At 53.4% G+C, this 12152-nt stretch carries 14 protein-coding genes; 2 read left to right on the top strand and 12 right to left on the bottom strand.

The genetic code is table 11. The features are described 5' to 3' along the window. Positions 1-98: 98 nt before the first annotated feature. Entirely contained in the window at positions 99-407 is a 309-nt protein-coding gene (locus tag R50912_RS13325; protein ID WP_231637849.1) for a Dabb family protein, read from the top strand. A 6-nt stretch (positions 408-413) separates the two neighbouring features. Here the strand turns inward: R50912_RS13325 and lepB are convergent, their stop codons facing one another. The 11 genes from lepB to R50912_RS13270 form a co-directional block, all read right to left on the bottom strand. Next, complete coding sequence (gene lepB / locus R50912_RS13320) at positions 414-911, bottom strand: signal peptidase I (RefSeq protein WP_039297176.1); 498 nt, start codon at positions 909-911, stop codon at positions 414-416. A 26-nt stretch (positions 912-937) separates the two neighbouring features. Next, a complete protein-coding gene (locus R50912_RS13315; protein ID WP_160311794.1) occupies positions 938-1339 on the bottom strand; it encodes a DUF4265 domain-containing protein in 402 nt (133 codons plus the stop codon). Between the two features lie 43 nt (positions 1340-1382). After that, positions 1383-1967, bottom strand: a complete 585-nt coding sequence (locus R50912_RS13310) for a hypothetical protein (protein WP_042235426.1) — start codon at positions 1965-1967, stop codon at positions 1383-1385. 142 nt (positions 1968-2109) lie between these two features. Beyond that, positions 2110-2982 (bottom strand): SDR family oxidoreductase, encoded by an 873-nt coding sequence (locus R50912_RS13305; RefSeq protein WP_042235424.1) that lies wholly within the window; start codon positions 2980-2982, stop codon positions 2110-2112. Positions 2983-3012: 30 nt separating this feature from the next. Beyond that, positions 3013-3600 carry a CDP-diacylglycerol--glycerol-3-phosphate 3-phosphatidyltransferase gene (pgsA, locus tag R50912_RS13300; RefSeq protein ID WP_042235422.1) on the bottom strand — a complete coding sequence of 196 codons (588 nt, stop codon included), beginning with the start codon at positions 3598-3600 and terminating at the stop codon, positions 3013-3015. 31 nt (positions 3601-3631) lie between these two features. Beyond that, positions 3632-4783 (bottom strand): GNAT family N-acetyltransferase, encoded by a 1152-nt coding sequence (locus R50912_RS13295; RefSeq protein ID WP_052416288.1) that lies wholly within the window; start codon positions 4781-4783, stop codon positions 3632-3634. Continuing rightward, on the bottom strand, positions 4780-6087 hold the full coding sequence (locus R50912_RS13290; RefSeq protein ID WP_231637891.1) for a F390 synthetase-related protein: 1308 nt from the start codon (positions 6085-6087) through the stop codon (positions 4780-4782). The genes R50912_RS13295 and R50912_RS13290 overlap by 4 nt, the downstream gene beginning before the upstream one ends. Before the next feature lie 5 nt (positions 6088-6092). Continuing rightward, positions 6093-6947: an MBL fold metallo-hydrolase gene (locus R50912_RS13285; RefSeq protein ID WP_042235417.1), complete on the bottom strand. Its 855-nt coding sequence runs from the start codon at positions 6945-6947 to the stop codon at positions 6093-6095. Further along, a complete protein-coding gene (locus R50912_RS13280) occupies positions 6944-7936 on the bottom strand; it encodes an NAD-dependent epimerase/dehydratase family protein (protein WP_042235415.1) in 993 nt (330 codons plus the stop codon). Before R50912_RS13280 ends, R50912_RS13285 begins: the two co-directional genes overlap by 4 nt. Continuing rightward, the gene (locus R50912_RS13275) at positions 7933-9144 is read right to left on the bottom strand and encodes an ATP-grasp domain-containing protein (protein WP_042235413.1); all 1212 of its coding nucleotides are present in this window, start codon (positions 9142-9144) and stop codon (positions 7933-7935) included. Before R50912_RS13275 ends, R50912_RS13280 begins: the two co-directional genes overlap by 4 nt. Beyond that, positions 9134-10135 carry a beta-ketoacyl-ACP synthase III gene (locus R50912_RS13270; RefSeq protein ID WP_042235411.1) on the bottom strand — a complete coding sequence of 334 codons (1002 nt, stop codon included), beginning with the start codon at positions 10133-10135 and terminating at the stop codon, positions 9134-9136. Before R50912_RS13270 ends, R50912_RS13275 begins: the two co-directional genes overlap by 11 nt. A gap of 302 nt (positions 10136-10437) precedes the next feature. On the opposite strand from R50912_RS13270, the gene R50912_RS13265 reads away from it, so the two are divergent. Beyond that, positions 10438-11226, top strand: coding sequence for a hypothetical protein (locus R50912_RS13265; RefSeq protein ID WP_042235409.1), 789 nt, complete (start codon positions 10438-10440; stop codon positions 11224-11226). A 14-nt stretch (positions 11227-11240) separates the two neighbouring features. Here R50912_RS13265 and R50912_RS13260 read toward each other — a convergent pair whose 3' ends face one another. Continuing rightward, positions 11241-12032: a lipid II flippase Amj family protein gene (locus R50912_RS13260; RefSeq protein ID WP_042235407.1), complete on the bottom strand. Its 792-nt coding sequence runs from the start codon at positions 12030-12032 to the stop codon at positions 11241-11243. Positions 12033-12152 lie beyond the last annotated feature (120 nt).

The raw sequence follows: 12152 nt of genomic DNA, 5'->3' as shown, positions 1-12152 counted from the left end.
ATCTCGTTATGCTTACAAAACGATGCTTATGCTTCCGAAGTCAGTTTTGACGAAGTGATCTCAGGGAGCTTATGCTTACAAAACTTTTAGGAGGATCAATGATGTACGAGCATCTGGTAGCGTTCCAATTCAATGAGCATTTCAAGCCGGGCAGTGAAGAAGGCCTGATCGCAGTACTGCTGGGGCTGAAGGATCAAATTCCGGGAATTGTGGAGATTACGGCAGGAGTTAACATGACAGAGGAAACGGAGAATATCCACGGCTATACGCTGGGGCTTCGCGTAACCTTTACAGATCAGGAAGCCCTGCGTCAATACGGGCCGCATCCGGCGCACCGTGCGTTTGTTGCAAGGCTGGAGGGGATTCTGGAGAATGTCGTCGTGGTAGATTACCCGGTTCGCCCGTAGCCTTTCTCAGAAAAGGTTATTCACATCAAACAGCACTTTACCAATCAGTTTGTCTTTGTCTACAAACGGAGTACTCCATAAATGAGCGTCATAGCTGACATTCCGGTTATCGCCAAGGAAGAAATAGTGGTCTGCGGGAACGGTGACCGGTCCGAAGGTGTAGGTCATCGCTTCCTGGAGATACGGCTCGTCAACCGCCTCATTATTACGGTACAGGGTACCGTCCTTAATCTCAATCTCATCTCCCGGCAGCCCAATCAGCCGTTTCACATATCTTTTATGCTCATCTCCGGCTACCGGGGGATAGAACACAACAATGTCCCCATGCTTCAGCGAAGAGTTCCAGAGCATTTTGTCCACAACCAGGCGGTCGTTAATCTCAATGGTCGGAATCATGGAGCCGGTGGGTACTCTCATCGCTTCAGCCACGTAAGTCCGGATAAATAGGGATAGAATAATGCCAATTGCAATACTGGGCACCCATTGTCTCAAGAATTTCTTCATAATATTGCCACCTCGAATTAGTATAATTAGGCTTCAAAACGTCCGATAATCCGTGACATTTCCAGCTCTGCATCCACAGCAGAATGTTTAGGCAGATGAATTACAAGCAAACCGCCGAAAATCTGCTCCCATCTCCCCTCGTGCTCCGTAACCCGTTCTGTGAAACTGCGGATCTCCTGCGAAGCAGCCGCTTCTTTGCTAAGCAGCCAGGCATACCTGACGAACCCGGATTTCTGCACCGTTTCTACATAATAGGCAATGCCCTCTTGTTCTCTCACCCGGATGATGTCACCAAGAGCAATCCCCGGGTTAAAAATAGGCGTTTCTTCAATCCGGTATTTGTCCCTGGCAACCGGAGTCACATCCAGAACCTCAATCTCACGGCCACGCTCATCAAAGCAAATATGTAATCCTACTGTTCCAGGCAATGCATACACCCCAGTTCTGCTTCTGCAAAGATAAGAATTACAGTTAACAATACTCCTCTAAAAGCGTTATCCACCATTGCTTGTTCACCAGATACTTATAACCGGGCGGCAGCAGAAGATAACCATGGACCGGCTTCACGGGTTCCTTAATACCATAGACCAGATCAATCCGGAGTGTGAAGGTGCTAATGCTTCTGCCTGTCTGCACCTCAAACTCGTTAATATAATTATAGATGTCCGGCGCAGCCTCCCAGAAGCGCATAGCGGTCTGGCCCCCCACCTCCATCTCCCACCATTCTATAAAAGCAGGCCAAAGTCCGGCACAAGTCTGCCGCAGTGCCAAATCGGCCACAGTCTCAAACCCCGGAGGCTGATGCAGAAGCGGATGTTTCCCCGCCAGGATGCAATCCGTTTTATAACGTACCAGCTCCAGCCACCACTGTTCATAAGCCAACTTCAGCGAATCGGAGTCCGGAAGACCCGGGTCAAAGCCGGAAGCAGGCCACACATGCTGCCCTCCAGGTCCGCGCAATGCCCCGACTGAACAGCCTACATACGATGCGAAGTTCAACCCGTAATCTCCGCCAATGCTGATATGCCATTGATTAGCTCCATTCAGCTCATGCATGACCATTCTCCTCCGTTCAAGTTCAACCTCTGATCTTCCGGACAATTCCGGCATAAGCGCCATAGCTAAACTGTAAGGGAAATTCCGGCAGAACGCAATCCTCCTCCTTGGTTTGCATCTCCCTGCCATTTCAGGCTGTCATTCATTTCATCGCGCGCAGTGACCTTGCAATTATGCCTTCCAGCACCTTCCAGGGAAGCAGCATTTTCCCTAGCATGAGGACCCGCGAGCCTTTGCCGACCGGATAGCGCAGTTTGGGTGCGCGCTTCTCTGTAATCCGCCCGATCAGCTCAGCAACCTCCTGCGGATCCGGCGCTGTCTCAGCGGTCCGCCGGGAGTAGCGCAGCACCTCCTCCAGCCTGGCCTGGTAAGGAGAGCCTTCGCTGCTATGGATGCCGGCAATACCTTTTCCCCAGATAGGCGTGCGGAATGAGCCGGGTTCAACCAATACAACGCGGACGCCAAAAGAAAGCATCTCCTGCCGCAGGCTCTCGCTGAAGCCCTCCACAGCAAACTTGGAGGCGGCATACGGCGCATATCCGGGAAAACCGGTCAGCCCGCTGACACTGCTTACGTTGATAATCAGACCCGCACGCTGCATGCGCATGATGGGAAGTACCCCCTTGGTTACTGCTATCAGGCCGAAGAAGTTCGTCTCCATCTGCCGCCGCCACGCTTCCATGCTTACTTCTTCCACATACCCGCCTACAGCAAATCCGGCATTGTTCACCAGCACATCAATTCTTCCGAACAGCTCAGTAACCGCGTGGATCGCTGAAGCAACTGAAGATTCATCCGTCACATCCAGCGTCATCTGATGAATGTGCTCCAGAACACCGGCCTGTTCAGCCTGCTCTACAAGCTCGTCTTTGCGGTTCAGATCCCGCATGGTGGCGATTACCTTATAGCCTCTGCGCGCCAGCGTAATTGCAGTCAGCAGCCCGAAACCGCTGGAAGTACCGGTGATCAGTGCAATTGGATCATGACCGTGGGGCAAGTTTGGAATAATGCTCATATTGCAGCTCCTTTTATAGATAAGTGATGTTCAATGTCCAAGCTGCAGTAATAGATAGTTGTTCTTAATATAGTTATAACCGGAGTATACCGTCATGGCCAAAGCTCCATACAGCAGTGTCTGGCCGACCGGAAAAGAAGTGAACAGGCTGAACGGAGCATTATTCAACAGGATTGCCGAGATGGCCGCAACCTGCAGCACCATTTTCCACTTGCCGTATCTGTCAGCTGAGAGAGCTATCCGTTGCGCTGAAGCGGCGATCCGGATGCCCATCATTATTATTTCCCTCGCCAGGATTACAAAAGCAATCCAAGAGGCGATCAAATGCAGGCTTACCATCAGGATCAACGCAGCAGCAATGAGCAGCTTATCTGCCAGAGGATCAAGCAATTTTCCGAGATTTGTGATCTGATTATATTTTCTTGCGATATACCCGTCCAGCTTGTCCGTTAAGGAAGCCACTATAAAGACCAAGGCCGCATAAAAAACACCATGTATTTCAAGATGCTGCAGGATCACCGATTTGCTGATTAACGCTTGCGGATAGATAGGAAAGAGTGCAATGAACAAAGGAATCAGTAGTATCCGGAATAAGGTGATACGGTTAGCGAGATTCATTTTTTGCCTCCTGACGATTCATTGATCCAGACTACAGCTTCAGCTTCTGAATCAGCGGCATGCCGATCCGCCGGAGCAGCAGCTCCAGAAATGACCAGCCGCAGCGGTTCAGCCAGGTAGTACCCCGGTCATATACAGCAGAAAATTCTATAGCGGCCACCGCTCCCCGGTTGCGCTTGAACTGGCCTACACCGGAGCTCTCATGCAGCAGTAGACTGCGGCTTCCGGCAAGCCCGATCAGAACAGCAGACAGCATACGGTAGAGTCCCACAGACTGGGGCAGAGCCGTGTCATAGCCGAAGAGCGGCGCTGTCATTGCGCCATCCCGCTCATAGAAGCCAAGTACCGCATCCAGCCTTCCTTCCTGTCCTTGCCGCAGCCCATAGACCTGCAGCGTCCCCCGCTCCAGTGCCAAGGCAATGAAAGCTTCTGTAAACTGCGGGTTATACGCCGAATACTTGTCAATGTACAGCAGCCTGTACAGCTCCACAATCCGGGGAATATCCTCCGGTGTAATTTCAGCCGGGGATACTTCGGTGTACCCGTGTTTGGCCAGCAGACTCCGGTCGCGTTTAACGAGCCATCTGGCTTTGGAGCCGGCGCTGTTCTGCTGCAGCAGATAAATCTGCCGGCTTGGCACCAGCTTGCAGCCGTACCCGCGCAGACTGCCGATGAGGTCTCCTGAAGTCTCCATACTGAGCGAGCGGTAGATAATCGTATAGCCGGGATAGGCTTGACGGAGATACTCCAGTAATTCCGTCAGCTGCCCGGCGCTGAGCGCAGGATAGAGATTGGTGGACAGCAGCCAGTTATTAACTTGAATCACCCGGTTGAACCTGCCTTGCCTCAGCAGCCAGCCCATTCCCCTTAGCATGATTGACAATGCGCCTTCAAGCATCCGGTTGTTCAGCAGAGCAAGCTCCTCACGCGCATAACTGACGTAATGCGTATAAGGGGAACACACATATGAATTATCATAATTGCCATCATTGACTGTAACCGGAACCGGGATCCCGTCCACAGTCAGCACCTTAACGATGGTATGGACGTTGGAGATATAATATTCCGTTTCCCGTTCCAGCAGCGGAATAATATAATCGCGGGCATACCGCCCATATTCTGTATCCGGCCACTCCAGCTGATCCACCGAATGGCGGTCATATTGAATGACTCTGCTGTTCACAGCTTCCAGCCCCTCTCCACCCGGCGCAGCTTCTGCCTGCCGGGGGTGAAGCTGTACGCTGTGAATTCCAGCTGCGGAGGAATGCAGGACAGCCGCGTGAACAGACGTGACAGCTCGCCGGCAATCAGCGGCTCCATATCTTCCGCGCTGCCCGGCCGTGTGCGGTACGAGATCTCCAGCTCAAGCAGGCTATGCTGGATAACCCGGTAATGCTCAATTTCAGCAGAGGCTGCCAGCACTGCCCGGGTGATGAAATCCGGAAATACCGTGACCATTTGGCCGTCTGAAGCATGCGGCAGATACAGGATATCGTCACAGCGGCCTTCAATCCGCTCGATCGCTGTAAACAGCGAACCGCAGGGACAAGGCTCAGCCGCTTCGGTCAGAATATCATTCAGCCGGTAGCGGATAATCGGCTGCACGGATCTGGAGAAATCGGTCACAACCGGTACGAACCGACGGGATTCCTTATCAAGGATTTCTTTTTCAATATGTACGATGTCCTCATTGAGATGCAGTGTCCCATGACTGCAGGTGGAGCCAAGAAAGCCCTCAGTGCATTGATATGCCTGATGCACCCTCTGCCCGAAAGTACGTTCAATATGCTGCTGGTCCAGCGGGTCCAGCACTTCAGCTACAGCGATAATTCTACGCGGCTGCAGATTCAGAACGCCTGAATGCTGCGCTTCAGCCAGCAGTCTCAGCATGGAAGGCGGCGCGATCCAGATATCCGGCTGATACTGCTCCATCCGGGCCAGGAGCTGCGGAAGCGGCTCCAGCAGGTCGAAGTACTGGAACTGCAGACGGCCCTGCTTCACAGATTCGTACAGATTGCTGTTCGCCCGCAGGAAAAAGGCAATCCGCGCACGTCTCCACAGTCCTCCAGGCAAAAGCTTGGCCAACACGGTGCCTGTCCAGGCTGCCTGTTCCTCTTCTCCGACCAGAAAGATCCCCCGGCTGCCCGAGGTTCCCGAGGACAAACCAACCGTGACGCCTTGAAGGGTAGGCTTGAAATCCCTGCTGTTCTCCGCATCATAGGCTTCGGCAAAAGCCTGTTCCTTCGTAATGCCCACCGTATTCAGATCATCGAATTTTTCCATCATCAGTGACTTCTCTATCACAGGAAACTTCCGCCATTCAGCCGCCGGAATGCCTCCCCACAGCTCCTTATAGAACCGGGAGTTCTCCCTTACCTTGTCCACATGGCGCCGGATGCGCAGCTCCTGCCACTGCTCCAGCTCTGCGCGGTTCTTCCAGCGCCGGCCCCATTTGGTGAGAATATAATGTGTTATGACTAGCCTCATCCGCTTCATTTCACACTTCCCGTTCCCCAGAGCGCAAGCGCCTCGCGGCAATGGCTCGGTACGATCCGGATGTCCGGAAACCGCTCATGGATCTGGCGCAGCCGGTGGAAATTCTGCTTGTATTCCGCGCGGCTGGACATAATCAGGCCGGCTGCCGGATGCGGCTTGCGGTTCTCGCGGAACGCCCGGCTGGACCAGACCGTATCCGCGCAGAGCAGATAATCATGTTCCCCGGTGGAGACGAACATGCCAATCATACCGGCGGCATGGCCTGACATCTCCACCGCCAGCAGACTTCCGTCTCCAAGCAGATCATACGCCTCCGTGAACGGAAGTCCGGCCGGCAGCTGGCGCGTAGCCGAATACTCATCTACGGGCAACGAACGGACGTTGAAGTCCTCTGGCAGCAGTCCCGGCAGAAATCCTGCCTTTGTTGCCCGGACCGGACCCAGTCTGCTTACGGCATCGTATGATTTACGCAAATAGATAAACTTCGCCTGCGGGAAATCCTGCACCCCGCCGATATGATCCGCATGGAAATGCGACAGCACAACATAACGCACATCCTCCGGAGCAATCCCGCCTTCCTGGAGCCGCCGCGCAGCGCTCTCTTCATCTGTATACACTACTGGCGTAATCCGGCGGTAGAGTGAGGCCGGCAGACGCGCCGTTTCCTGAAAGAACCGGGCACTATACCCCGTATCGAACAGGATGGGCCCATGCTGCGGATGCCAGATCAAGGTATAGCCTGCCGGGAAAAGAGCGGGCTTAAGGGAACCCCCCCGCAGCGTCAGCAGCTCGGGATGCAGGCAATATCCTGCAGACAATATGGATAATTTAACTGGTATCTCAGTAATCATTGCTGTTCCCTCCACCATTCCGCGAAGGCACGAAGACCTTCATCTAATGTCACGCGCGGGTGATAGCCAAGCTGCTCCTTGGCCTCCGAAATATCCAGCGTCTGGGAGATTCCCAGCGCGGCTGCCGAATAGCGGGTGAGCAGCGGTTCTCCCAGGAACGGCAGCAGCCTGTGTATGCCTTCCATCATCCCCGCAGCGGCATAAGCGGCGGCATACGGCAGCCGCCTGGTGTGCAGAGGAATATCAAGCAGGGAGAACAATCTGGTCACCAGATCCCTGAACATGACCGGCTCACCATTGGTTATGTTATAGGCCCGCCCGGACGCAGAGAGCGGGGCTTCGCAGCAGAGCAGCATGGCATCAATTACGTTCTCCACACAGGTGAGATCGATCCTTGCTGTTCCGTCATTCATCAGCGGAACTCCCTTGGTCTTATTCGCTGCCAGCAGCCGCGGGAAGAGGGCATTGTCCATCGGGCCGAAGATGGCTCTTGGCCGGAGCATAAATGCCGTAAGCCCGCTTTTCGCTACCTGCTCCACTACCTGCTCAGCCATAAGCTTCGTCGCGGCATAAGCATTGGCCGGCTTCCCGGGCAGCGGGTCACTCTCCCGGATTCCAACGCGGTGAAGCTGGCTGGAATACACGCTTGGTGTAGAGATATGAATCAGCCGCCCTACACCCTGCCGCTTGCATCCCTCGGCAATATGGCTAGTCGCTTCCACGTTGCATGTATAGAACTCCCGGTATTTCCCCCAAGGCGAAGACAACGCAGCACAGTGGAATACGAAATCCATCCCCTGACAGGCGCGGTCTGCTGTGTCAGCATCGCGCAGGTCCCCGGGGAGGAATACCGCTCCTTTCTTCTCAAGCCGCCTCCCAAGCTCCGGATTCCGTCCCTGCCCGTAGACCTCCCAGCCCAGCTTAACCAGTCTGCTTACTGTATGCTGCCCGAGAAAGCCGGTCGCCCCTGTCACCAGTGCTTTTGTCATCCTTCACCATTCCATTCTATGTCTTCTGTCAGCGCCTCTGTAATTGAAATCCGGTGCCGCCAAGCCGTCTTCTGCGCGGCATAGACCACACGGAACTGCTCGCGGAAAGGACGCTGATCACCCTTCCGGCAGATTACATCCTCTGCCCCGCGCAATGCCCGCCGCCAATTGCTCCAGCCTCCGCGCCCCGGCTTCAGTCCGCAGCCGAGCATGGGCAGAGTCAGCATAGCTCTTCGGTCTGAGCGCGGAATCAATACTTCGCCAGTCTGCACAAGCATACCGGGGTTCAGCAGAGCCTCCGTTAGCCCATCCTCCGGAGTGAACAGATGAATCCCGCTGGTCGCACGCGGATTGCATTCAATCGGATACAGAATTCCATCCTCCGCCTCTATGAAATCAAACCCGATCTGGCCGCTGAAGCTGATAGCTCCGGCAAACCGCTGCACCCACTCCTGTGCCGCAGGATGTTCAAGGTGCTCGAAATATACACTCGCACCGCTCCGGCCCGTCCGGTACCTGCTGTCATACGCTGCATGCGCGACTACCGAGCCTTCATGCACGATGCTGTAAGTGCAGACTGCCTTGCCCTTGATATACTGCTGAGCTACCCAGGGTGCAGCAGCGGAAATACCAGTCGGAGGAGAGATTTGTCGCTGCTTCTGGCTCCGGCACCCTGCGGCATCTCCGCTATCAGGCAGGATCACTTTAGAGGCAAACCGGGAAAAGGCCGGTTTATAGACCTGCTGTTTACCGTCCGCCGCAGCAATCTCTTGGGTCCGGTGCCACTCGGCAGCGCTGCTGATTAGGGTAGTCTCCGGGACGGCAAATCCAAGAGAGCGGACCCAGGCAATGAACTCCCCCTTGTGATGCAGCTGCGCCAGGATCTCACGGCAGGGAGCAAGCACACGGCAGCCGGTTATATGCTCAAGTCCAGCAGCGATATAGAATATCTCTTCGCAGGTGGGAATTAGACAGCTAATATTTAATTCCTCCGTTAATCCGGCGAGCCGCTGGATATAAGCCTGTGGCTGATGCCTCGGAGAAGGCACAAGGAAGCTGGCCTCGACAGCGGAGGACACCCGGCACAGATGATATTCAGCGCTTTCCGCAACGAAGACCCGGTGGCCTGCTGCCTTTAACAGCCTTGCCAGCTCCAGGGCTACCGGGGCGCGTCCGCCGGTAATCAGAATATTCTGATCAATAGTCAATAATCATGCCTCCCAAAGACAACCCTGCCGCTGTACCAATCAGCATAATCCGGTCTCCGCGGGTAATCCGGCCCTGCTTAATCGCTTCATGCAGTCCCATAGGTATAGAAGCCGCAATGGTATTGCCATGCCCTGCTGTATTGTCGAGGAACCGTTCCTCGGCAATTCCCAGCTTCTTGCGCAGCAGCCGCATAGCCATGGCACTGCCCTGATGAGGAATGACCAGACGGAAGTCATTCATCTGATTACCCGTAGCTGTCAGCATTTCACTGATGAAGTCCGGAAGCAGCTTCGAAGCCTTGCGGAAGATGGCCTGCCCGTCCATATGGAATAAATACGGCACTGCATTCTCGGCAGTGAATTTCTGGGCATGCAGCCTTGTGCCGCCCCCGGCGATTTCCGAATAACGCGCGCCGCTGCTGTAGGTTTTGAGTGAAGCATGAAGAATTCCCGAGACATCACCGGCCTCCGCCGGACCAATAACAACTGCCGCCGCCCCGTCACCAAACAGTGCCGAGCTCTCCTTATCCTCCCAATTGAGCCCTGCCGATGCGATTTCTGTAGCAACCAGCAGTACATTCTTGTATCTTCCCGCTTCAACCATATATGACATAACATCAAGACCTACCAGAAAACTGAGGCAGGTCGCATCGATATCAAAAGCCGGAACGCCGGAATCTGCCTGTCCCATCGCCTGCTGAATGAATACTGCCGTACTCGGAAGCGGCTGCTCCTTGGTCCCGCTGGTACAGACCAGACAATCGATATCCTCAAAGCTTAAGCCTGCATCGGCCAATGCCGCTTCCGCAGCTTTTGCACCCATCATAGAAGCAATTTCACCTTCACCGGCATAATGGCGGATGCCAACTCCGGTTATTTTATTGACCCAGCCCGGAGGCGTGCCAAGTACAACATCAAGCTCCGCATCACTAATCTCGCGTTCCGGCAGATATTTCCCTGTACCTTTTATTTTCACATGTCTAAGTTGCATCCTGCATCCCCTATTCCTATGAGTACCTAGATGTCGAACTTTATATATTATTGTAAACTATAGATATATTCTACTAGATTTCCTGGCCAAGTCATATAAAAAGAAGCATTCCACGAATAAGAACTAACGTTCTTTATTTTCCTTGACTATCCATTCCTTCAGAGTTATACTAAATGAACAATAACACACGCTAAGCGGGAGAAGCACCTCGCAGGATCGGCAGTTCATGCCTTTCTTGGGGGTGCTTCTTTGTGTCCTATGGTGTTGTATTATCAAATTAATGATGACAGGAGCGGAATGATATGTTTAAATTCACAAGTTTTACCAGAGAGTTTGTAAAGAGAATCACGGTTATGCTGATCCTGCTGACACTTTGGCCTGGTGTTGCCCCCCAGGTTTCTGCTGCCTCAGACTGGGATTCAGCGCTGGATGAGATTCACAATCTTTATACGGATTATACGGAACTGCAGGTAGTGTTAAAGTCGGAAATTCAGCGGAACCAGGAGCTGCGCAAGCAGAATAATACGGCGCTCACGGCGGTTAATGCCAAGCTGAAATCCACAGATGCCGCCCAGCTTGCCAAGCTGCGTGTTGCAGCCGAAGCCATGCAGAAGAAGCATGCACCCGTGCTGGAGCAATACACTTCACTGGGTAAACAGGCGGCAGCTGCGCGCAAGGCCAATAACCTGAAGAATGCCACGCTCCTTGAGATCAAGCGCAATAAGCTTAAGGCGGCCGCAGTTGCAGCACGGGCTGAGGTGAAGGTCACAACCTCTGCACTAGCAGAAGCCAAGGCGCTTACTGTTGCAAGAAATAAGCCGGCTAAGGATGCCCTTGCACCCGTTGCAAACCTCAAGAAACAGATCACCGCCCAGAACAAATTGTTCTCGGCAATGCAAGCCGAGAGAAGCGAAGCCGACAAACGCTACAAAGCCGCCGTCAAGGCGGGAGATGCCACCAAGGCCGCGGCTGTGATGAAGCTCTCTTACAGCAAAATGGGTGAGATACGTACAATGGCCGGACGTATGTACAGCTGGGAACAGCAGATCAGCACAGCCATCCATTCCGCAGAATTGAAGCTGCCTAAGTAATTTGTCCCTCAGAATCAGATCAGCTTCACCAGCCAGCAAATGATGTGGGCTCCCGGAACAAGCAGTGCTTGACCGAGCAGTGATCCCAGAAAGCGTGAGCCCATCAGCAGAACATAGATTTTGCCCAGCTGATCACGGTATTCCACATTCTCCGTCGCCTTATGGGTAATGATCCCGAGCTGCGGGTCGATGAACACCGTCAGCAGGATCGTCGCTAACCCGTTAATCAGACCCGAAGCCTGGGAGGCAGTTGTGCTTAAATCAGGCATTAGCTTGGCTGCATACATGGAGGATAACACCCCAACGGTGTAGAACGCCGTTACGAATATATTCATTACGATGAATCGTTTCGGAATACCCAGGTAGCGGAAGCTGCGCAGCCTCACCTTCGGCCTGCGGATATATTTCCGCGTATTCTTGAGCTGGCCGACGGTTACACTGGTCAGGAGCTTCGGAATAGAGCCTTCAATCTCAAGCTTGGAGATGATTCTTCCGAACAGCCCTACGAAGGTAGGAAACAAGGCAATGGCTATCAAGGTGCCCAGTGAAGAAGCCAGCATAATAATCCGCAGATAATTGAGCAGCGGAAAGCTACCGTCTATTTTGCCATAGTCTACGAATTTGGCCGTTAAGGGAGCCTGTACCATATTAGCCGTTCTGGAGACCAGCACGATAATACCGGTCAGGGATAAGGCGATGGCGATCTTGTTCAGCTTCACTCCGGCAAAACGCACCGAATACGATAACGTCTCTGCTGTGTGAATGATCAGGGTCAGCAGGCATACCACGATTAAACTGTTCGTCATTTGCAGTTACTCATCTCCAAATCAGGCAGCGTTCGGCTGATTACAGGCATTCTCATTCCAAATTATTACATACCTGCATCGCCTCACTTAATATATATTCTTCCTCCTGTATATTCCAGA

This window comes from Paenibacillus sp. FSL R5-0912 (assembly GCF_000758605.1).
GTDB lineage: Bacteria > Bacillota > Bacilli > Paenibacillales > Paenibacillaceae > Paenibacillus_AQ.
This window is presented reverse-complemented; position numbering and strand designations above follow the sequence as displayed.